We start from the raw sequence: 21,348 nt of genomic DNA on the forward strand, positions 1-21,348 counted from the left end.
GGTGGATGTGGCTCATCCGAGGGAAGGGGATTGTCCGTGAGTCGTGCACTGATCATCGTCGATGTGCAGAAGGACTTCTGCGAGGGCGGCAGCGTTCCGGTGAAGGGTGGCGCGGATCGAGCCGCCGCCATCGCGGACCTGGTCCGGCGCGCCGATGGGCAGTATGCCTTCGTCCTCGCCACCCGTGACCACCACGTCGATCCGGGCGCCCACTTCTCCGAGACCCCCGACTTCCGGGACTCATTCCCCGTGCATTGCGTCGTCGGTAGTGAGGGAGGCGAGTTCCATCCGAATTTCGCGCCCGCCGTCGACTCCGGGCACGTCGACGAGGTCTTCTACAAGGGTGCTCACTCCGCCTCCAAGAGCGGTTTCGAGGGCTCGACCCAGGACGGCACGACACTGTCCGCCTGGCTGAAGGCCCGTGCCATCGCCGAACTCGATGTCGTCGGCATCGCGACCGATCACTGCGTGAAGGCCACGGCACTGGACGGAGCGCGCGCGGGCTTCGCGGTGCGGGTCCTGCTCGACTACACGGCCGGCGTCGCTGCCGACACCACGCGCACCGCACTGGACGAAATGCGCCGGGCCGGTGTCGCGCTGACCGGCGAGCCTGTCGTCGCCTGAACTCAGGCGCCACGCTCACCGTCAGGCTCCACGTTCGGGGGTCAGCACTGGCTGCGGTCGTCCGTGGCAGGCACCGCGTCCTCGGATTCCGCGAAGATCACGACGAGCTCCAACCCGCCCCCCGGGTTGGGGCTCGCTCGCACGTCGGCTCCGTGAGCCTTCGCGATCGACGCGACGATCGACAACCCGAGCCCGGCGCCCTGTCCACGGGTCGTCTGCAGCCGCCGGAAGGGCTCGAAGAGATCGCCGAAACGTTCCTCGGGCACCTGCGGGCCCGTGTTACGGACCGTCAAGACTCCACGGGAGAGCGTCACCTCGACGGTTCCGCCGGGATGGTTGTAGCGAACCGCGTTGTCGACGAGGTTCGTGACGAGCCGGCTCAGCAGGATCGGGTCCCCGTCGACGACCAGCGGTTCGATCCGCGTCGTCACGGTGACCTCGTCCGAGCCGCCTTCGGCCAGGACCAGCAGCACCACCTCGTCCAGGGCCACCGGTGTCCTCTTCTCAAGGCCGTGCTCCGCCTGGGCCAGGACCAGCAGGGCGTCGATGAGGCTCTCGGTGCGGTGGTTGTGGAACAGGAGCTTGTCGCGGATCTCACCGACGTCCTCAGGAAGGCCGATCTCGATCGCCGCACGCTGGACGGCCAACGGGGTCCGCAACTCGTGGGACGCGTTCGCGATGAACCGCCGCTGCCCCTCGACGGAGCGTTGGAGGCGGTCGAGCATGGCGTCGAACGTGTCGGCCAGTTCCTTCAGTTCGTCCTTCGGGCCGCTGAGCGCGATGCGTTCGTGCAGGGTCGACATGGACAGCCGCTGCGCCGTGGCGGTGATCCGGTGGACGGGCCGCAGGATCCGCCCGGCGACCAGCCAGCCGACGACCACTGATACCAGCGTCAGGATTCCGACCGTCGCCACGGTCACCCCCCACTGGTAGTCGATCACCTCGTCCACCAGATCGGGCAGCGTCGGCAGCTGATGGTCCGCGAGGTCCGGCGCCGCCGGCGCCACCGGGAGCGGCCCGATCCGCCCGATCCTCCTGTCCAGCGCGTGGCGCAGCAGCAGGTTGACCGTGACCAGCAGCACGGTCGAGGTCAGCAGGAACAATCCGGAGTAGATCAGGGTGAGTCTTACCCGGACGGTCGTCACAGCACGTAACCCGCGCCGGGAACCGTCTGGATGCAGGGCGGATCGCCCAGCTTCGCGCGTAAGCGGCTGACCACGACCCGCACCACCGTCGTGAACGGGTCGACGTTCTCGTCCCATGCCTCTTCGAGCAGCCGCTCAGAGCTCACGACCGCGCCGTCCGCCCTCATCAGCACCTCAAGGACGGCGAACTCCTTGAGCGACAGCTGCAGATGCCGCCCGTCCCGCGACGCCTGCAGCCGGTGGGTGTCGACCACGATCCCGTGCCGCGTCAGCACCGGCGGCACCTGCGCCTGGCTGCGCCGCCCCAGCGCCTGCACCCGTGCGACCAGCTCGGCGTAGTCGAACGGCTTGGGCAGGTAGTCGTCGGCCCCCATCCCGAGGCCGGCCACCCGCTCCGGCACCGCCGCGGCCGCCGTCATCATCAGGATCCGCGTACGGCTCCCGCGCGCCACCAGCTCACGGCACACGAGGTCGCCGTGCATCTCGGGCAGGTCCCGGTCCAGTACGAGAACGTCGTAGTCGCTCACCGCCAGCCGCTCCGACGCGGCGACGCCGTCGTACACCACGTCGACGGCCATGGCGTGGCGGCGCAACCCCACCGCCACAAGATCGGCCAGGTCTCGTTCGTCTTCGGCCACCAGAACCCGCATAGCGATGTTCGTACCCGAATCGGGGTAACAGCGGCGTTAACGGATCCGTTCACAGCCGCGCAACCCGCTTCCGGCCACGCTGGCGGCGTGATCAAATCCCTCTGCGCCGCCATCCTCATGGCGGCCTGCTCCCTGTCCGCACCCGCGTCCGCGCCTGCCGAGCGCTGCACCGCCCTCACCGGGCCACCGCCGGAGTCGGCGCCGCCGACCTCGGTGAACACGCTCCGGCAGGCGTACTTCTGCGTGCTGGACAACTACTACAGCGGTCCGGCCATGGATGCGAAGGCGCTGCTGAAGAGCGCCTTCGCCGCCTACACCCAGGACCTGATGCGGCGCGGCGCCGATCGGCCCGACCTCCGGCTGCCGGAACTGACCGGGAACCGCGACACCGACTGGGCCGCCTTCGCGCAAGCCCTCGGCGCCGGTGACGTGCCCGCGCTGCGCGCCGCGATCACCGCGATGGTCGCCGGACTGCACGACAACCACGCCCGCGCGGTCAGGCCGACTCCTCCACCGGAAGGCGGGCCGGTCGGGACGGGCATCGTGGGTGTGTCGGCCCAGCAGGGCCCGCAACTCGACCCGGCGGCCAAGCCACCGCTGTTCATCACCCGTGTGCTGCCCGGCAGCCCCGCCGCCAAGGCCGACATCAGGCCCGGCGACATCGTCGTCAAGGCCAACGGCATACCGCCGTTCATCGGGGACACCGTGAACCAGAGCATCGTCCAAGCCTTCAGCGCCGGCACGGTGACGCTCACGCTCAAGCGCCCCACAACGGGACGGACCCGCACCGTCGAGCTCAGAGAGGGCCCCGTCACGCAGCAGCCTCCGGCGGTGACGTCGAAGAAGCTCGCCGACGGCGTCACGTACGTCCAACTGCCCCGCTTCTACGAAGGCGCCGCCGACCAGGTCATCGCCAAGCTGAAGGACAAGCCGAAGGCGGTGGTCCTCGATCTGCGCGGTAACGGCGGCGGGTCGCCTCGCGAGGTGACGCGGCTGCTCGGCGCGTTCGCGCACGGCAAGGTCACCAGCTACTTCTGCCCGCTCAAGGGCGACTGCGTGCCCAACCGGACCGACGACAGCGTCCCGCTGCTCGGCTCGCGCCTGGTCGTCCTCGCCGACCGCGGATGCGCCTCGGCCTGCGAGGACTTCAGCGCGGCCGTCAAGGACAACGACCTCGGCACCCTCATCGGGACCCGCACCGCCGGGGCCGTCTCCGGCCCCAGCGACGGATACCTCCTCGACGACGGCAGCATCCTGCTCCTGCCCAAGGTCCGGCACCTCGGGCCCGCCCGCGAGATCATCGACACGATCGGCGTCCCGGTCGACCACTACGCCCCCATGACCGCCCTCGACCTGGCCACCGGGCGCGATCCGGGCGTGGCCAAGGCGCTGACGCTTCTTTGACGTGCTCGCCGCAACGGCCCTCGGGCGGGCTCAGGGAGTGGGCAGGGCGGGCCCGGCTGTCACCCCCTCGACGGACAGGACCTGGCTGCCTGATCTCAGCCCGGCCCAGCCGCCGGCGACCGGACGGAGCTCGTCCACCTGCTGTGCCCCTGGATACGGAACGATACGGGCGATCTCGACGACGTCGTCCGTCACCGGCCCCGCTCGGCGCACCACGGCGTCGAGCGCGGCGGGGGCGATCCCGTGCTGCGGCGGGAACGGCGACGTCCACAGATCGGCGGCGGTCACGGCCGGCAGCCGGTCTCCCGCGCCGAGCACCAGCCCCGACCAGGCCAGCCGCCCGCCAGAAGCGGCCACGCCGCGCATGACCGATGGCGGCACGGACGGCGGAGGCATCGGCGGAGACGACCGGTAGAGCAGTCGCATCGACCCGGCCGTCTCCCCGGTCTCGGCCGTGATCGTGACCTGGACGCTCCAGCCTTCCTCCAGGGTCTCGCCCAGCGCCTGGGTGGTGAACCGGCTGCCGTCCGGGGCCAGGACCAGCGCGGGCAGCCGGACCTGCACGTCCCGCACCTCGACCAGGTGCTGCGGCGGCCGGTCCGGCGGCACGACCCAGTCGGCGACCGAGCACGCCTGCTCGATCAGCACCGAGATCGGCAACGCGGCACGCCCGTCCACGGTGAACTCGGTCAGGCACGGATGAGTGCCCGGCGTATGGATCACGCTGCTGCGTAGCCGGCGAGACGGTTCGAACAGCTCGACGGAGCCCAGGAAGTGCGCGAGCCCGTGCAACCTGGGCAGATCCGGATGCCCGGTGAAGAGCCGGAAGCCGCGTAGCTGAGTGGGCACCAGCATGCTGCCGACCTGGCCGATGAACATGACCTCCCCGGTGTGGCCGGAGCGCAGCTCGCGGATCCACCGCCGGACCCCCTCGGCCGGATCGATGGTGGACACGTAGCGGACCGCCGCGTCGTAGTTGGCGATGACCCCGAGCCGCTCCCAGGTCGGCCAGCACAACGTCTGCGCGGGCAGCCCGAGCGTGTTGCGCGCCCAGAATCCGAGTCTGGACAGAGCCTCGTTGCCCGCGGCGTAGTCGATCTGCCCGATCATGCCGCCCATGCGTCCGGCCAGCGAGCCGACGTTGCAGAACACCTTGAGCGTGTCCCGCCTGCCGGGAGTGTGGAGCACCGCGCGGGTGAGGTTGGCGAAGCCCGTCACCTTCACGTCGACCGTTCGGACCACGTCTTCCGGGGTCTTGTTGTCGAGCCTGGTCGGCACGTCGATGCCCGCGTTGTGGACGATCACGCTGGGATCGGGGATGCGGGCGAACAGCGCGTCGACCTGTTCCGGCCGCACGCAGTCGCACGGCTCGTACGTGATGCGCAGGCCGTCCCGCCGGGCCGCTGCCAGGTTCGCGCCGACCTGCCGCAGCTCGGTCTCGCGTTTGAGCGCGGCGCGTACGTCCCGGAGCTCCCTGGCGGTGCGGGCGGACCGCACTCTGGCCCGGCAGTGCTCGGAGTAGTCCGCGTCGTCCATGGTCAGCCAGCCGGCGTCGGCCGGAAGCTCGTCGCGGCCGGTCACCACGACCTGGCAGCCGACCTCCTCGGCGAGCCCGCGGGCCAGGGCGAAGCCGACGCCACGGGCGCCCCCCGAGATCAGCACCACGTCGTCGGACCCCAGCTCGACGCGGGGCGGCGGTTCCGGGCTCGGCCGCGCGTTCAAGGCGTGGCGGACTCCCTGCCGGTAGCCGATCTCGAACAGGTCCCAGGCCGCCAGCTCGGCCGTCAGCAGCTCGGCCAGGCGGGCCGGGTCGATGGCGTCGACGTCCAGGACTTTCACCGCGAGGTTGGGCAGCTCGCGGGGCAGGCACTTGGCGAAGCCGGCCCAGATTCCGCCCAGCGGGGAGTCGATCGCCCCGTCGTGGTAGCCCATCAGCCCGCCCATGGCGGTGACGGCGACGTAGCAGTACCGGTCGGCGCGGGGGTCGGCTCCCCAGGCACCGTATCTGCGCTGCACCATCCGGGTCGTCCTGGCCAGTGCGTCCCGCCATTCCCCGCCGTCGAACCGGTAGGGGACGCCCACGACGTTCAGGTCGATGATCCCGTCCCAGTCGTCCCGCTCGGGTTCGCGGCCGGGCGCGCAGAGGTCCGCGCCGAGCGCGCGCGCCACCTCCGCGGCCAGCTCCGCGTCGGAGCCGATGACCAGCAGCCGCCGCGCCACAGGGGAGGGAGGCGGAAGCGGGTGCGGTACGGGCTCCCAGATCATGCGACGGACCGGCCGGACGAAGGAGGTGGTGTCGAAGGACACCAGGTGCGGGCGGACCGGCGCGGCGGCCGTCACGTCCGCTCCTGCACGACCGCGGGGATCCCGCCGCTGGGGAACAGCGTCACGTAGTGTCCGCTGCGCACCGTGTGCGCACCCGACAGCCGCAGCCGGTAGCGCTGCGACAGGATGGCCACCGCGGTCACCAGCGTGGCCATCGCCAGCCCCTTGCCGATGCACATGCGCCGCCCGCCGCCGAACGGCAGGAAGGCGTACTTGTGCCGCTTGCCCTGCGTGTCGTCGAGGAAACGCCGGGGATCGTAGGCCTCCGGGTCGGACCAGTGCTCCGGTGAGCGGTGCGTGCCGTACACGCTGAGCAGGACCGTGGTCCCCGCCGGCACAGTGCGGCCGGCCAGGCAGTCCGGCTCGACGGCGTCGCGCGGGAACTGCCAGACCGGCGGGTGCAGCCGGAGCGCCTCGTTGATCGCGGCCGTGGTCTGCACCAGTTCGCCCAGCCGGTCGGGTGTGGGAGCCTGGCCCGCGAGCACCCCGTCGACCTCGCGCTCGACGGCGCGGCGGGCCTGCGGGTGCCTGGCCAGTTCGTACATGGTCCAGGCGAGCGCCTGGCCGGTGGTGTCGGAGCCGGCCAGCAGCAGGGTGCGGAGGTTGTCCGACACCTCCGCCTCGGAAAGGCCGGCGCGGAGCAGCTGCCCGGCGGCGTCGGAGCCGTACTCGCCACTGGCGCGGCGCGAGCTGATCACCCGGTGGATGATGCCGTCGAGCACCCGGTCCGCCCACTTCCGGTCGCGGTGATACCGGGTCGGCACGAAGGAGGGGATCATGGCGGGCAGGCCCATGATCGTGCGGGTGAAGATGACCTTGTTGGCGATCGCGGCGGCCCGCGCGTAGTCGGTGCCCGACAGGTCCTGGCTGATCAGCGCCATGCCCAGGACCCTGGCGGCGATGTCCATCAGGTCGGGTGCCACGTCCACGACGTCGCCGGACTTCGCGTGCGCCGTCCAGCGGCGGACGACCTCCTCGGTGGCGCCGACGGCCTCGCGCGCGTTGCTCCGTACGAGCTGCAGGCTGAACGCGGGCTGGACGGCCTTGCGCGGCCCGCGCCACTGATCGGTGTCGAGCGTCAGCAGGCCGGAGCCCATGACGCCGGAGAATCCGCGGTAGAGCTTGCCCCGTACGTAGTTGTCCGGGTTGGTACGCAACACCCGCTCGATCGCCTCCGGCTCGGTGACCTGCACGAACGGGATGGGCAGCTTGACCGACACCAGCGAGTCGCGTTCCTGCATGCGCAGGGTGTAGGCCAGCGGGTCCTTGAAGTAGGGGATGGCGTCACCGATCACCGGCAGCCCGGCCGGGCCGTGGGCGACAGGGCAGGTTCCTTGGCGTGTCATGAGCGCTCCTGGCGGTCGAATCGTTCCCTGTCGACGTATTGGCCGGTCTCCTGGTCCACGTAGCCGACGATGGCGCCCGTGATGTCCTTCACCTGGAGCAGCACCTCGCCGTCGGCGGCCACCGCGATCGCCCGGTTCTCCGGCTCGGGATCCTCCAGGTCGAGGTCGACGGGGGTGACGTAGAGCTCGACCGGTTCGGTCAGCGCGGCGAGCGTCAGGTCGGTGTGGCCGCCGTACAGGTCGATGCGGCGGACCGTGCGCGGGATCGCGACGGGCGTCCAGCGGTCCGCGACGGTGTGGAGGACGGCCACACGCACCAGACCGTCGAGCGTGACGGAGGGGACCAGCAGGTCGGGGAACCAGCGTCGCAACGCGGGCGCGTCGAGCGCCAGCCGGCCTCGCCGTCCCAGCGGATGCTCCCGGGTGTCGGTGGTCGACCGGAACACCTCGCGCAGGAGCACGTCCGACCCGGACGCGTGGTAGGGGTCGCGGAGGGGCCTGCTGCCGTGCTCGTCCCAGTGCGTCCACCTCGGGCCGGGCACGGGAGCGTCGCGCAGCCGTACGGTGACCGAGAAGTGCAGCTTGTCGCGGGCGACGGTCACGCCGTTCGGCGCCACCACGTCGCCCAGCACGCGGACGGCGACCACCGACTCGCGCTCGTCGGTGCGCAGCAGCGTGGCGGTGAGCCGTTTGACCTCGGGCCGGTCCTTCCGGTAGATCCGCAGGAACGACTCCAGCCGCAGGTCCTCGAAGACGACCGGGACCCGGTTCGGCACCAGGGAGACCGCGGCTTGCGCGGCCAGCTCCGGCACGAACGTGCCGGGCAGGGTCGGATAGCCGCGTACCTGGTGAAACTCCAGATAACCATCCCTGTCCAGGGTGAACGTGCGCTCCGCGACCAGCTCCGTGGCGTTGCGGCGCAGCACCGTGTCGATGTACGGCAGCGCGCGCGCCTCGCCCATGCAGAAGTCCAGGAACTCCGGCCGGATGCCCCTGACGAGCTCACGTTCCTTGTCGCCCAGGAACACCGTGGCCGGCGCGTCCCGCACGGCGGTCAGCTCGGTGAGGAAGTGGTCGACGCCTTCCTCGGTCGGCATCGGGGTGTACGCGTCGATCTCGGCGAGGAAGGCGCGCATCAGCGGGGTGGCGCCGAGCCCGACGTCGCGCCAGAGCGTCCAGCCGATGGTGAACTCGTTCTCCGCGCTCATCGCGGCCATGTTGAGGAAGTCGTTGGCCGCGGCGTAGTCGGTCTCGCCGCGCTGGCCGGTCAGCCCGATGAACGAGCCGAAGTTGCACCAGCGGCGCGGCTCCCGCCCGCGCAGCGCCTCCTTGAGGTTCAGGTACGTGTGCACCTTGAGGTCACGCACCGTGCGGAAGTCGCCGACGGACTTCGCGGTGACGTCGGAGGCCCGGTTGGTGCCGGCGATGTTGAGCAGGAGGTCGATGGGGCCGTCCACGGAGTCGACGGCATGCCTGACCGCGTCCGGGTCCCGGAGGTCGCAGCGCAGGTAGCGGACCCGCCCGGGCCCGGACAGCCGCTCCAGCTCGGTGAGCGTGTCACGGACCTGCCGCTGCTCGCGCAGCCGGTCGAACCTGGCGTTGGCCTCGGCCACGCTGACCCGGCCCGGCCCGTTGAGCTGGGCCCTGATGAACGTGCTGCGCTCGGGCAGCTCCCCGGAGTCGCCGGGCAGCCGGGAGCTGCCCAGGATCACGATGCGCGGGCGGTAGCGCCCGGCCAGCGCCGTGAGGATCGGCGCGCCGATGCCGCGCGCCCCGCCCGCGGCCACCACCAAGGAGTCCTGGCCCAGCGCCGGCATCCCGTCCGGCATCCCGTCCGGCATCCCGGCCGGCACCGCCTCGGCGGGCACCGCTCGCGGGGTGAGCCGGCGCCCGCCGACGTGATAGGTGACCGGGAGGAGCTGGCCGGCGCCCAGCTCGGCGCTCACCGTGGCCAGCACCTCCTCCAGCGGCACTGGCGCGTGCACCGTGGCGAGCACGTTCGTGTCCGGCAGCTCCAGCGCCAGGCTCTTGACCAGGCCCGTGAACAACCCGGTGACGGGCAGCGGCACCCCCGCCTCGGTGACGCCGCCCACCACGCTCACCACGAACGAGCCGCCCGCCAGGCGTGGCGCGCACTCCTTGGCCGTCATGAACGTGTGCTCGTGCAGGGCCAGCAACTCGCGGACCGGGTCCGACCAGCGGGCCTCGCGCAGGCTGGGATCGGTGGCGTCCACCAGCACCCGTACGTGCCGGGGCGCCTGGCCGTCCCGGTGGGCCAGCGCGGTGCGGAACGCGGCGGAGTTGGTGAGCACGACGGAGTCCGCCGGGATCGCGGGCGGGGCGGAGCGGATGGGCCGGCGTGGGGCGGGCGCCAGCTCGATCACGTGGCGGTCCAGCAGACTGGCCGCCTTCGGCTGCCTGCTCAGCCGGATCACGCGCGGGCTCGCCTGCCGGTCGGCCCTGAGCTCGACCGCCGTCCTGCTCTGCGCGCCGTTCAGGAAGGCGATCAGCTCGCGCCCGCCCTGCGCGCCCAGGAAGTTCGCGCGGGTCATGCGATGGCCTCCAGCATCTCTTCCACGGTGGACTCCACGGACACCTCGGCGAGCACCGGCAGGCCTTCGGCCAGTGCCAGCGACTTCCTGGTGATCGCGAACAGGAACGTCCCCTCGCCGATCTCCCCGCAGCCCAGCAGGCGGCCCCAGGACGTGAGACTGTTGCCGTTGCTCGCGGCGACCAGGACCGCGTCCACGTCGCCGAAGTCCAGGTAACACTCGGCCACCTCGAAGGCGTCGGCGAGCGAGGCTCCGCCGCCGTCCACGGCGATGTTGAGCCCACGCAGGTCGAAGTAGCTGCACAGCCGGGCGGGGATGACGTTGGGCATCTCGCCGGGGAAGGAGTCCTCGTCCGGCGCGGCGATCAGTCCGGTCACGCGCTCGCGCAGTTCCTGCGCCTTGGGGACGGCCTGGCGGTCGAGCTCGTCGAGGTGGGCGCGGATCGCGTAGAGGACCGCGTTCCTGGTGGGCCCGGTGTGGCCCACCACCACTCCGGTGGTACGGCTGTGCCGTTGGCAGAATTCGCGGATCCGGGGGTCCATCCGGTGCATGCACTCGATGATCATGAGCTGGGTGCGGTCGGTCGCCCGGATCGTGGAGGCCGGCAGGCGCAGCCGGGCGAACGGCGGGCTCGGGTAGCCGTCGCCGAAGGAGTTCGGCAGGATGTGCCTGCCCTGCGCCCACTCCGCGACCTGCGCGTTGCTCTCGGCGCCGGGCACGTGCGCCGACCAGCCGACGATCACCATCGGCTCGCCGGTCCTGGCTCCGTAGCCGGCCTTGCCGCGACGGCCCGGCCGGAACTCCTGGATCAGCAGGTGCGCGTTGGTGCCGCCGAAACCGAAGCCGGACACGGCCACGGTGCGCGGCCGGTCCGACCGCGCCGGCCAGGGCACGGGTCGCCTGGGGATCTCCAGATTGCACGACTCCAGGCCGAAGCTGTCCGGGGCCGCCGAGAAGCGGTGCTGGGCGGGAATGACCTCGTGCCGCAGCCCCAGAAGAGCGTGGATGACCGACACCACCCCAGCCGCCCAGCCCGTGTGGCCGATCAGGGACTTGTTCGAGGTCACCTGGACCGGGTTCGTCCCGGCGTAGGCCGCGCGCAGGCTCAGGAACTCGGCCTCGTCGCCCGCCGGGGTTCCGGTGGCGTGCGCGATCACCCAGTCGACCTCGCCGGCTTCCACGCGCGACTTGTCCAGCGCGCGGGCGACGGCCAGCTCCTGGCCCGCGCTGGACGGCGCGTAGATGGCCTTGCCCTTGCCGTCCGCGGACAGGCCGACCCCGGCGACCAGGCCGTACACGGTGTCACCGTCGGCGAGCGCCCTGGACAGCCGCTTCAGCACCACGGCGCCCGCTCCGTCGGAGAACAGCACGCCGTCGGCGGTCCTGTCGAGCGCGCGCACCTCTCCGCTCCTGGACAACCCGTACAGCTTGGAGAACAGCACCGACCCGCTGGGGACCAGCGCGAACGCCCCGCCGCACACGGCGACGTCGGCCCGGCCGGACAACAGGTCACGCAGTCCCAGGTCGATCGCGTACAACGAGGACGAGCACGCCGTGTCCACCATGAGCAGCCGGGTGTCCGCCGGCAACAGGCCCTCGATGGCGCTGGCGCCGATCCGGTGCGGGAACGGCTGCGATCGGGTGGCGTCACCGTGCCACAGCACGGAGCCGGGGACCTCGCCGAGCTCCTCGCGGATGAGGGCTTCCTGCAGGTGCTGGCTGCCGTCGGGGGTGAAGCCGAAACAGGCGGTGTACGTGTCGCCGTCCCGCCTGGCCACGCCCTCCAGCGCCTGGTGCACGCTGTGCCGCAGCCACACCGTGGTGAAGTCGAGCCCGTCGTCCGGCCGCTCGGCGGCCAGCTTGGGGTGCGGCGTGAAGCCGGTGATGAAGCCCGAGCGGCGCTGGTACGTCTTGTCGGCGGCGCTCGGGTCGTCGTCGTGGAAGCCCGCCATCGACCAGCGATCCGCCGGGACGTCGACGAACAGCTCCGCGCCGTCCATGAGCAGCGACCAGAAGCCGTCCGGATCGCTGGCCCCCGGCACGGCCAGCCCCATGCCGACCACCGCGACAGGATCCACGTCTTGCTCGGAATACATCTCCAGCTCTGGCTCAGGTTCTGGTTTCGGCTCCGGGTCCGGTTTCTGCTCCGGGTCTGGGGACGTGGCGCGGCGCTGCAGTGACATGCCGCCGTCCGCCACCACGGTCTGCCCGGTGATCCATCCCGCGCCGGGAGAGGCCAGCAGCAGGACCAGGTCCGCCAGGTCGTCCGGGGTGGCCAGCCGCCCCAGCGGGGTGGCCGCCACCAGGTTGGCGCTCACCGACTCGAACCCCGGGAACATGCGGCCGACCGGATTGTCCATGAGCCCGACGGAGGCGGTGTTCACCCGGATGCCGTCCGGGGCGAACTCCGCCGCAAGGTAGCGGGTCAGCGCCTCCAAAGCCGCCTTGGACAGCCCGACCGGCAGGTAGTTGGCCGGGGCGTAAGACGCGCCGAGCGAGGAGACGTTGACGATGCAGCCCGCGCCGGACCGGGCCAGCAGCGGGCGGGCCGCCCTCGCGCACCAGAGCGCGCCCTTGACGTTGACCTCGAACGCCTGGTCCAGGTGCTCCTCCGCCAGCTCGTCCCAGGCGGCGAACGTCCCGCCGGCGGCGTTGTTCACCAGCAGGTCCAGCCGTCCGTGGGTGGCGTTGACCTGGTCGAACATGCGCCGTACCTGATCCGGCTTGGCCACTGACGCCCTGATCACCTCGACGCCGTCGCCCAGCTCGGCCGCGAGGGTCCTGGCCTCGTCGTAGGAGTGGAAGCAGTTGATGATCACTCTGGCGCCGGACTCGGCGAGCGAGCGCACGATGCGCGCGCCCACGCTGCCCGCGCCGCCGGTGACGAGGGCGACGCGGCCGTCGAAGCCCGTCATGGCGTGCCCGCCCTGGCCAGCGAGTCGAGGACGAAGTCCACCACCTGGCCGAACGTGCGGTAATCGGCCATCCGCATGTCGTCAGGCGGCGGGCCCAGCTCGAACAGCACGCCGAGCCTGCCCATCAGCTCCACCCGCTTGACCGAGTCGACGCCGAGGTCGGCCTCCAACTCGGCGTCGTCCTCGAAGACCTCCTCCGGGTACTCCAGCGTGGTGGCGTAGAGATCACGCACCCGGACGGCGACCGTCTCCCTCGACGTGGGCCCCGCGGGCGGCGTCGGCGCGGAGGGCGCGCTCGTGTCCTGCGGCGGAACCGGGGCGGGAGGCGTGCTCGGCTCCGGTGTCACCGCGGGAGGCGTGCTCGGGTCCGGTGTCACCGCGGGAGGCGTGCTCGGCTCCGGTGTCACCGCGGGAGGCGTGCTCGGCTCCGGTGTCACGGCGGCGGGCGCGGGCGGGTGCGCCATGGTCGTGCCGGTGTGCCGGACCGTCCGTGGCTCGGCGGCGGGAGCCAGGAACTGGCCGGTCTCGCGGAGCGTGTCCCGGTCCGGCAGCAGCGGCGTGTGCACGGAGGCGGACGACTCGATCGAGCGGACCCGGGACGTCAGCGCGCGCCCCGCGCCCACCTCCACCCACACGCCGGCGCCCGAGCGGTGCAGTCGCTCCACAGCGGGTCCGAACCGCACCGGCGTGACGAGGTGGGAGGCGAGCAGTTCGCCGAGGTCGTCGGAATCACGGTAGTAGCGGCCGAGCACAGGTGAGAAGACGGGAATGCGCAGGCCCCTCCGGCCGTATCCGCCGAGCCGGCGGGCGAGCTCCTGCCGCGCCGGGGCGAGCAGCGGGCTGTGGAACGGATGCGGCGAGTACAGTGTGGTCGACGGCAGCCCGATCGCGGTGGCGATCGTCGCCGTGCGGCGCAGCGCGTCCGCCCGCCCCGCGACCACCGTCTGCGCCGGCCCGTTGTCCACCGCGATCACGGCGCCGGAGGTCGGCAGCAGGTCGAGGATCTGCCGGGCCCGGTCGGGCTCGCAGCCCAGCGCCAGCAGCCCGCCGCCGCTGGTGTCGTGCTCGCGCAGCACGGTGATCCGGTGGCAGAGGATCTCCGTGCCCTCGGCGACGTCCAGCGCGCCACCGGCGACCAGCGCCGCGATTTCGCCGAGACTGTGCCCGACGAGCACGCTGAACCGCGCTCCCTGATCGGCGAGCGCACGAAAGGCGGCGACCGAAGTGGCGAAAACAGCCAGCTGGAGCACGTCCGGCGCCGCTTCGACCAATTGATCGACGGAATCATCGGAAAAGGCCCGGCTCAGGCCTTTGCCGAGAATACCGTCGGCCACCGTGTCAATGGTTTCGATCACCTTGGCGGTCCCGGGATCATGTGCGCGTAGCCGTGGCAGAGCGCCCGGCAGATAGGCTCCCTGACCCGGGAAAAGACCAACAACAATTTCAACGGAGCTCAGCATTCCGGTCCCCCTCAGAGCACGGTGTCGGCAAAACTCCCATTCCTGGGATTCGCGTTGAATATTCCGCGTGCGAGCTCGATGAAGCCAAGGTAACCGCGCTGCATGCGTCGCGGACACCCCTAAAGCAAGCGTGAAGTCAGGGGTGATCGCGAAGCCGTGAAATGGGCCTCGGGCCGGCGAAGGGCCAACCTGCGGGTTTTGGGGCGGCCTGCACGACTGTGGTGGCCGTCTCCTGGCCGATGGGATGCCCGCGTACCGCATGCGCCCCAAGTCGGTGGGGGAGGGGCTGCCCGCCGTACATTTCTCAAGCAGTCGCAGCGACTGCGGGCGTCACCGGCAGCCCTCTCGGGATTCAGGTCGCGTAACTCATACGGTGGGGGAGCGGCGGGCCGGCTTGATCGCTGGGATCAGCAGCGCGGCTGGGAGGACGGGGATGAGGACAATAGGCTGCGACGATGGAACGAGTAACCGACGTGCCCGAGAATGTCGCCACAGGACATCCTGCCTGGGTTTCGCCCGCAACCCAGCCTGCGGATCCGGACCAGGTGAACGACTATGACGGTTTCGCCGAGGCGTACTCGGCGGAGACCGAGAACAACATCCTGAACGAGTACTGGGCGCGGTACTCGATCCTGGCCCTCGTCGGAGACGTGGCCGGTCGCCGGATCCTGGACGCCGGCTGCGGCTCAGGCCCCCTGTCCGCTGCGCTACGCGACCGCGGTGCGGTCGTCACCGGCATCGACGCCAGCGCCGGGATGCTGGCGCTGGCCCGGCAGCGGCTCGGTGATGACGCGAACCTGCACGTGGCCGACCTGAGCGACCCCCTGCCGTTCGCCGACGGCGCGTTCGACGACGTGGTCGCGTCGCTGGTGCTGCACTACCTGGAGGACTGGGGGCCGACGCTGGCCGAGCTACGGCGAGTGCTCAGGCCCGGCGGCCGGCTGATCGCGTCGGTGAACCATCCTTTCGTGGAGCACATGAGCCAGAGTCCTCCTCGGCGCAGCTATTTCGCGACCACCAGCTATACCGACGAGTGGACGTTCGACGGGAAGCCCTTCCCGATGACCTTCTGGCGCAGGCCGTTGCACGCGATGACCGACGCCTTCACCGCCGCCGGCTTCCGCCTTGCCGTCATCAGCGAGCCGCAGCCCGACCCGGCCGCCCGCGAGCTGTTCCCGAACGACTTCCAGGAGTTCGCGGACAAGCTCGCCTTCCTGGTCTTCGTCGTCGAGGTACCGCCGTCAGGCGCCGGCTCGGACGGCTAACTGACCACGCCAAAAGAGCGAGCGTGTCCGAGCCGCTGTTGATGACGAACGCGGTGGCCCCGTTCGGGGTGAGGGCGATGCCCCGGCGTCCCCGACCGGGCTGAGGACCGCCCCCGGGCCGATCGCCACGGAGGAAACGTCGCGTTCATGACGTTGAGCACGCCGCCCGACGGCGGCCGGACCGATCCCGCGGCAGCCTGGGCCAGGGCGGGGGAGGAGGCGGCGAGCAGCGCGGCCGCGCCACCCGCTCGCGCGGACGACCAGCTGGACAAGGATGACTTCTTGTACTTCATGGGGAGGCCTTCGCGCCTGCGGCTGGCAACCGGGCGCGGGCTGACTCGATGCGGCGACGGTGAGCACTGGGCGGTCGCGGTGGGATTCATCCACGGTCCAGCGGCAGGTCCTCCAGACTCTCAGCGTTGCCGAGGTCGAATCGGCTCTGTGGGAGGTGCCCACCCCACGGGGCCACCGTTCGGAACGATGGGTGGAGCCTAGGTGACGGCCGGCCCGATTCCCTTGCCGGCACCGGTCACCACTGCGATCTTGCCCTGCTGAGGCACGATCCGCAGTATTGACCGGTGACGGTGAGCAACGCTTTCGTCTAAAGGTCGTTCCTGGTGAGCCAGGTCAGGCAGGCGTCGGCGATCTCACGCCAGCCGTGGTCGATGGTCAGGGAGTGGCCGCGGTCGGGGAACTCCTGGAAGTCGGTGATCGCGGTGGAATCCCGGTACTGCTTGAGGGTCGCCTTGGTGACGGTCTCGGGGACCGTGTGGTCCTTGCCGCCGGCGATCAGGAGCAGCGGTCCCCGGGCGTTGTTGCCGGTGTCGACCTTGGCGGGCGAGTGGGGGGAGAAGTTGGCGGCGGCGGCCTCGAACAGCGGCTTGCCCGGCGCGGGGATGGTCCAGCGTTCGTACAGTTCGGCGGCCTCCTCAGCCGGGATGGCATTGCCGAACGCGTAGGTGAACTGGTCGAGGGTGAGGGAGACGGCCCGGTGCTTGTTGGCCGGGTTCTTGAACACCGGCAGGGTCGAGCGCAGCGCCGACAGCGGCAGCGGCAGCACCCCCTTGATCTGTGCGGCGTCGATCGCGATCGCGGCTCTGGCCAGGTCCTGCCCGAGCAGCTTCTCGGCGATCATGCCGCCGAAGGAGTGGCCGATCAGGATCGGCTTGACGTCCAGAGCGTTGATGATCTCCGTGTAGTGGGCGACGACGTCGTCGATGCCGTGGTCGGCGATGCTGTCGGGGTCCTTTCTGGACAGTTCGACGGTTTCGCTGTCGCCCGGCCAGCCGGGGGCCGTCGCGTCGTAGCCGGCGGTCGTGAACAGCTCGGTCCAGGAGGACCAGGAGGTGGCGTGCAGCCACAGGCCGTGGATGAAGATGACGGGAATGGTCGGTGCGGTCATCGGTTGCTCCTCAGGAACACGGCGGTCATGCCGGATGGGTGTGCTGGACGGCCTGGGTTGCGGTGGCGGCGGCGCGGATGTGGCCGGCCACGGCTGCCGGTTGCGACAGCGCGATCGCGTGTGACGCGTCGACCTCGATGGTGTCGGCCCCGGCGCGCTGGGCCATGAAACGCTGTGCGGCGGGATGGATCGCCTGGTCGGCGGTCGCCACGACGTACCAGGACGGCAGGCTCTTCCAGCTCGCGGCGGGAGAGCTCTCCTCGAACGCCACGGCCGCGATGGGGCGCTGTGCGGCAGCCGCCACCGAGGTGAGGCGCCGGGGCAGGTCGGCGGCGAACACCGCGGGAAACCGGTCGTCCTTGAGGTACAGCTCCACGGCCTCCTCTCCGTCGCCCGTGCGGAAGACGGCCGGCCGCAGCGCCGGGCCCAGCAGGCTGTCGGGGAAGCGGCCCGTGACGTCCAGTACGCTCTCCCCTTCCTCCAGGGCGAAAGCGGTCACGTAGACCAGCCCGATCACGTTGCCCGGCTGGGCTCCCGCCCGGGTGATGACCACACCGCCGTAGGAGTGACCCACCAGCAGGACCGGACCGTCGATCGCGGCGACGACGCCGGCGAGATAGGCGGCGTCGGTGGCCGGACCGCGCAGCGGGTTGGCCACCGCGGTCACGGGGATCCCGGAGGCCTGGAGCTCGGCGATCACGCCAGCCCAGCTCGACGCGTCCGTGAAGGCGCCGTGGACCAGGACGACGGTCGGCGTGCTGCCGTTTCTGAAGGATCTCCCTGCGGTCATGGCCTCACCGTAGGAAGCCCCTTGCGCGCCTCGCGAGCGTCACATGACTGCGTCACCGAGCGTCATACGCGCAGGGCCGTGCTCAACGCCGTGCTCAACGCCGATCGCGAGGTGACCCCGAGCTTGGGGAAGATCCTGTAGAGGTGGGAGCTGACGGTTCGATGAGACAGATAGAGCTTCTCGCCGATCTCCCGGTTCGTCAGGCCGTCGGCCGCCATCTGGGCGATCTGGAGTTCCTGCGCGGTCAGCACGTCGCGCGCTTCACTGCTGCGCCCGCGGCTGCTCTCGCCGGAGGCCCGCAGCTCCTGGCGCGCTCGCTCGCTCCAGGGGATCACCCCCAAGGCGTCGAACGTCTCGCGAGCCGTGCGCAAGGGCGCCCGCGACTCGGCCGTACGCCGCTGGCGCCGCAGCCATTCACCGTACGCCAGCAGCACCCGAGCCCGTACGAAGGGCCATCGCCGCAGGTCGGCCCCGAGCGCGGCATCGAAGAAGGGCTCTGCCGCCGCCTCATCGGCCAGGACGGCCCGGGCGTAGCGCAGGTCGGCGTGCAAGGACGGCGACGGCGTGGTGAGCGCCACCGCCTCCAGTTCCTCGATGATGCCGGCCACCGCGCGACCTTGACCGCTGTGCGCCGCGGCATCTGCGAGTTCGGCCAGGGAAAAGCAGCGCAGCGCCAGGTGGAAGGCCGGATCGGCGGGGTCGTGCATCCGTCGCAGATGGTCGAAGGCGTCGGCGTAACGTCCCTCGCCCAGTGCGGCGAGTCCACGCGCGAGCTGCACCGTGGCCAGCACGGGGCGGGCTCCGACGGGCAGGGCCACCTGCTCGGCCGCCATCGCGAGGCTCTCCACGCGATCCTGCTCGCCGCGCAGCGCGGCGAGCACCGCGCCCGAGGCCTGAGCGATGGCGTGCATCAGCGGCTGGGACGTCTCGTGCGCCAGACGGGCGGCCTCCTCGGCGGCGGGGATGGCCACGCTCAGGTCGGCCAGCCGGGCCGCGCTCCACGCCTGTGCGCCGAGGTCTCGTGTCAGGAGGCTGAGCCGGCCCTGCGCGCGCAGGGCCGGCAGCGACGCGGCGCAGAACTCCTCCGACAGGTCGAACGCCCCCACCATCAACGCCGAACTGCCGAGCAGGCGGGCCGCCGGCCGCCCGCCGGTCGGGTGGGCGGCCAGCTGGCGTAATCGCTCGATCACGACCTTGCCACGCTCGATCGGAGCCGCGAACGCCAGGACCGTCAGCAGTCGTCCGTCCAGATCGTCGACGGGCAGGCCCTCGGCCACGGTGACGACGCGTTGCCGCGACCGCTCGTCAGCATGAGCCCAGAAACATCGCAGGGACGCACTGGACAGGAGTTTCAGCGCGAGATCGACGTCCCCCTGCGCCGCCATCGTCTCGGCGAGATCGGCCAGAGAGTGCGCTGCCGCGCTGTCGTCACGGATGCCGTCCTGGAAGCTCTCGCGGATCCACACGATACGGGCCTGCTGCTGGGCCGACAGCTGCGGCTGCTCGTCTTCGCCCAGCAGTCGCATGACGATGTCGCGCCGTCCTATCTCAGCCGCGTACTCGGCGGCTCGCACCAGCCGTTCACACCGGTGAGCGGGATTCTCGCTGAGCCTGACCGCGTGCTCCAGGGCCGCGACGGCCGACAACAGGTCGCCCCGACGTCGCACGCTCTTGGCCGTGGTCTCCAGCTCGGCGGCGATGCTCTCATCCGGCCTGGGGGTGGATGCCGCGCGGTGCCAGAGGCGACGGTCCGGCCGGCTGGTGAGGACGTCGGCCAGGGCGGCGTGCGCCGCGTGCCTCTGGGAGATGCTCGCTCCCTGGTAGATCGCCGAGCGCATGAGCGGGTGCCGGAACGACACCGCGGCTTCGTGCACGTCGATCAGCCGTACGGTGACGGCGGGAGCCAGATCTTCTGCCGTGACCGGTACGCCGGTGATCAGCGCGGTGGCGTCGAGGGTCTCGGAAAGGGCGGTGCTGTCGTTGAGCGCGGCCACCAGCAGCATGGTCCGAAGGGTCGACGGCAACCCCGACATGCGGGCGGTGAAGGTCTGTTCCAGCCGGGTGGTCAGCGGGAGCCACCCCGGCGGCAGGGGCCCTGTCCCGTCCCGCGTGCCCGCGGCGATCGGCAGCTCGACGAGGGCCAAGGGGTTTCCCGCAGCTTCCCGCAGCAACCGTGTGCGCACCGCCGGCGTCAGGGTGGGGCTGCAGGAGTCCAGCAAGGCGGTCGCGGCGGTGTCATCGAGCCGATCGAGGAGCAACTCCGGCAGCCCTGCCCCGTCGAGGGGACTCTGGAAACCGTCGCGTATCGCGGCCAGCAGCACGATCGGTTCGGAGTCCAGCCGCCGCGCGACGAACGCGAGCACATCGGCGCTCGCGCGGTCCAGCCAGTGAGCGTCCTCGACAAGGAGCAGGACGGGCGAGCGGGCGGCGGCCTCGCCCAGGAGGTTCAGCGCCGCCAGGGCGATGAGGAACGGGTCCGGCACCCGGGTGTCGGTCAACCCGAACGCCGCTCCCAGCGCGTCGCGCTGCGGGGCGGGCAGTTCCCTGATCTCGGTACGAAGCGGGAGCAGCATCTGATGCAGACCGGCGAAGGGCATGTGCGTCTCTGATTCCACACCGGCCGTCCGCAAGATCCGCATGCCACGCGCGGCCGCGATCGCCGCCGTGTCCAGCAACAGGGCCGACTTCCCGATCCCCGCCTCGCCGCGCACCAGCATCGCCCCGCCGCTCTTGCGGACGCCGTCCACGAAATCGCCGAGACGCCGCTGTTCGGGCTCCCGACCGAAAAGTGCTATTCCTGGATGGTTTGCTGGCATATGAAGCCATGGTCGCGTGCGCTCGGGGTCCCGTCCAGCGAAGACGCCGAGTGCGCGAAGCAGCATGCCCAAGGCGTCGTCGACGGGCAGGGGCTGCGGAGACATGCCGAATACCTCGGCACGCCGGCCGACGCCGAGGTGTTCACCGAGGACAACGCCTTCGGCCTGCTGGAGTCCATGAGAATCGACACCGGCCTGCTCGGCCCCTTCGGCATCCACCACTGACCGGCACGCTCGACCGCCGGCGAAGAGCCGGCGGCCGTGGTCCCGTTGTCAGGTCCGCCAGAGCGCCCGGTACTCGCGTGGCGACATGCCCCTCAGCTCCCGGAAGCGGCGGTTGAAGTTGGACAGGTTGGCGAAGCCGCAGTCGGCGGAGATGCCGGAGACGGTGCGGTCGGTCTCCCTCAGTAACCGGCAGGCGGCGTTGACCCGCAGCATGGTGAGGTAGCCGGTGATCGTGGCGCCGGTGGTGCGGCGGAAGAACCGGCTGGCCGAGGCCGGGGCCAGGTGGGCGGCGCGGGCGACGGCTTCGAGCGTGACCGGCCCGGCGTACTCCTCGTTGAGCAGCCGGACGATCGCGTCGATGCGGTCGCGCGTGGCCCCGTTGAGGGAGGGGACGTGCCGGTCGCCGGCCAGCGGGCGCGCATCGGCGCG

15 protein-coding genes are annotated in these 21,348 nt (G+C 71.2%); 4 read left to right on the forward strand and 11 right to left on the reverse strand.

Annotation, left to right across the window (positions count from 1 at the left end; genetic code table 11):
- Positions 1–36 precede the first annotated feature (36 nt).
- Positions 37–624, forward strand: coding sequence for an isochorismatase family protein (locus tag ACWDX9_RS22470; protein WP_449956986.1), 588 nt, complete (start codon positions 37–39; stop codon positions 622–624).
- Positions 625–665: 41 nt separating this feature from the next.
- On the opposite strand, the gene ACWDX9_RS22475 is transcribed toward ACWDX9_RS22470, so the two are convergent.
- Together ACWDX9_RS22475 and ACWDX9_RS22480 are read right to left on the reverse strand one after the other, a co-directional pair.
- Positions 666–1,769, reverse strand: coding sequence for a HAMP domain-containing sensor histidine kinase (locus tag ACWDX9_RS22475; RefSeq protein ID WP_449956988.1), 1,104 nt, complete (start codon positions 1,767–1,769; stop codon positions 666–668).
- On the reverse strand, positions 1,766–2,419 hold the full coding sequence (locus tag ACWDX9_RS22480) for a response regulator transcription factor (RefSeq protein WP_449956990.1): 654 nt from the start codon (positions 2,417–2,419) through the stop codon (positions 1,766–1,768). The genes ACWDX9_RS22475 and ACWDX9_RS22480 overlap by 4 nt, the downstream gene beginning before the upstream one ends.
- Positions 2,420–2,506: 87 nt before the next feature.
- Here ACWDX9_RS22480 and ACWDX9_RS22485 point away from each other — a divergent pair, with 87 nt between their 5' ends.
- Complete coding sequence (locus tag ACWDX9_RS22485) at positions 2,507–3,823, forward strand: S41 family peptidase (protein ID WP_449956992.1); 1,317 nt, start codon at positions 2,507–2,509, stop codon at positions 3,821–3,823.
- Between the two features lie 30 nt (positions 3,824–3,853).
- Here ACWDX9_RS22485 and ACWDX9_RS22490 read toward each other — a convergent pair whose 3' ends face one another.
- The 5 genes from ACWDX9_RS22490 to ACWDX9_RS22510 are packed head-to-tail and all read right to left on the reverse strand — an operon-like array spanning position 3,854 to position 14,682.
- Positions 3,854–6,163, reverse strand: a complete 2,310-nt coding sequence (locus ACWDX9_RS22490; RefSeq protein WP_449956994.1) for an SDR family NAD(P)-dependent oxidoreductase — start codon at positions 6,161–6,163, stop codon at positions 3,854–3,856.
- Complete coding sequence (locus ACWDX9_RS22495; RefSeq protein WP_449956996.1) at positions 6,160–7,494, reverse strand: cytochrome P450; 1,335 nt, start codon at positions 7,492–7,494, stop codon at positions 6,160–6,162. The genes ACWDX9_RS22490 and ACWDX9_RS22495 overlap by 4 nt, the downstream gene beginning before the upstream one ends.
- A complete protein-coding gene (locus ACWDX9_RS22500) occupies positions 7,491–10,046 on the reverse strand; it encodes a KR domain-containing protein (RefSeq protein WP_449956998.1) in 2,556 nt (851 codons plus the stop codon). The genes ACWDX9_RS22495 and ACWDX9_RS22500 overlap by 4 nt, the downstream gene beginning before the upstream one ends.
- Positions 10,043–12,961, reverse strand: coding sequence for an SDR family oxidoreductase (locus ACWDX9_RS22505; protein ID WP_449957000.1), 2,919 nt, complete (start codon positions 12,959–12,961; stop codon positions 10,043–10,045). The genes ACWDX9_RS22500 and ACWDX9_RS22505 overlap by 4 nt, the downstream gene beginning before the upstream one ends.
- Positions 12,958–14,682: an acyltransferase domain-containing protein gene (locus ACWDX9_RS22510; RefSeq protein ID WP_449957002.1), complete on the reverse strand. Its 1,725-nt coding sequence runs from the start codon at positions 14,680–14,682 to the stop codon at positions 12,958–12,960. Before ACWDX9_RS22510 ends, ACWDX9_RS22505 begins: the two co-directional genes overlap by 4 nt.
- Before the next feature lie 194 nt (positions 14,683–14,876).
- On the opposite strand from ACWDX9_RS22510, the gene ACWDX9_RS22515 reads away from it, so the two are divergent.
- Positions 14,877–15,686 carry a class I SAM-dependent methyltransferase gene (locus ACWDX9_RS22515; protein ID WP_449957004.1) on the forward strand — a complete coding sequence of 270 codons (810 nt, stop codon included), beginning with the start codon at positions 14,877–14,879 and terminating at the stop codon, positions 15,684–15,686.
- 601 nt (positions 15,687–16,287) lie between these two features.
- On the opposite strand, the gene ACWDX9_RS22520 is transcribed toward ACWDX9_RS22515, so the two are convergent.
- From ACWDX9_RS22520 to ACWDX9_RS22530, 3 genes are all read right to left on the reverse strand, one after another.
- Positions 16,288–17,088 carry an alpha/beta hydrolase gene (locus ACWDX9_RS22520; protein ID WP_449957006.1) on the reverse strand — a complete coding sequence of 267 codons (801 nt, stop codon included), beginning with the start codon at positions 17,086–17,088 and terminating at the stop codon, positions 16,288–16,290.
- A gap of 25 nt (positions 17,089–17,113) precedes the next feature.
- Positions 17,114–17,878 (reverse strand): alpha/beta fold hydrolase, encoded by a 765-nt coding sequence (locus tag ACWDX9_RS22525; protein WP_449957008.1) that lies wholly within the window; start codon positions 17,876–17,878, stop codon positions 17,114–17,116.
- A gap of 62 nt (positions 17,879–17,940) precedes the next feature.
- Positions 17,941–20,799: a helix-turn-helix transcriptional regulator gene (locus tag ACWDX9_RS22530; RefSeq protein WP_449957010.1), complete on the reverse strand. Its 2,859-nt coding sequence runs from the start codon at positions 20,797–20,799 to the stop codon at positions 17,941–17,943.
- Here ACWDX9_RS22530 and ACWDX9_RS22535 point away from each other — a divergent pair.
- Positions 20,695–20,919, forward strand: coding sequence for a hypothetical protein (locus ACWDX9_RS22535; RefSeq protein WP_449957017.1), 225 nt, complete (start codon positions 20,695–20,697; stop codon positions 20,917–20,919). The genes ACWDX9_RS22530 and ACWDX9_RS22535 overlap by 105 nt on opposite strands.
- Positions 20,920–20,967: 48 nt before the next feature.
- On the opposite strand, the gene ACWDX9_RS22540 is transcribed toward ACWDX9_RS22535, so the two are convergent.
- Positions 20,968–21,348, reverse strand: a 381-nt coding sequence (locus ACWDX9_RS22540) for a helix-turn-helix transcriptional regulator (protein WP_449957012.1), incomplete at its 5' end; no start/stop codon positions are given.

This window comes from Nonomuraea sp. NPDC003201 (assembly GCF_053590415.1).

What these genes read in the sequence shown, in the direction of transcription:
- ACWDX9_RS22480 (WP_449956990.1), bottom strand. Translation starts at nt 2,419, where the DNA reads ATGCGGGTTCTGGTGGCCGAAGACGAACGAGACCTGGCCGATCTTGTG.
- ACWDX9_RS22495 (WP_449956996.1), bottom strand. Translation starts at nt 7,494, where the DNA reads ATGACACGCCAAGGAACCTGCCCTGTCGCCCACGGCCCGGCCGGGCTG.
- ACWDX9_RS22500 (WP_449956998.1), bottom strand. Translation starts at nt 10,046, where the DNA reads ATGACCCGCGCGAACTTCCTGGGCGCGCAGGGCGGGCGCGAGCTGATC.
- ACWDX9_RS22505 (WP_449957000.1), bottom strand. Translation starts at nt 12,961, where the DNA reads ATGACGGGCTTCGACGGCCGCGTCGCCCTCGTCACCGGCGGCGCGGGC.
- ACWDX9_RS22510 (WP_449957002.1), bottom strand. Translation starts at nt 14,682, where the DNA reads ATGCGGTACGCGGGCATCCCATCGGCCAGGAGACGGCCACCACAGTCG.
- ACWDX9_RS22515 (WP_449957004.1), top strand. Translation starts at nt 14,877, where the DNA reads ATGGAACGAGTAACCGACGTGCCCGAGAATGTCGCCACAGGACATCCT.
- ACWDX9_RS22520 (WP_449957006.1), bottom strand. Translation starts at nt 17,088, where the DNA reads ATGACCGCACCGACCATTCCCGTCATCTTCATCCACGGCCTGTGGCTG.
- ACWDX9_RS22525 (WP_449957008.1), bottom strand. Translation starts at nt 17,878, where the DNA reads ATGACCGCAGGGAGATCCTTCAGAAACGGCAGCACGCCGACCGTCGTC.
- ACWDX9_RS22535 (WP_449957017.1), top strand. Translation starts at nt 20,695, where the DNA reads ATGAAGCCATGGTCGCGTGCGCTCGGGGTCCCGTCCAGCGAAGACGCC.
- ACWDX9_RS22530 (WP_449957010.1), bottom strand. Translation starts at nt 20,799, where the DNA reads ATGTCTCCGCAGCCCCTGCCCGTCGACGACGCCTTGGGCATGCTGCTT.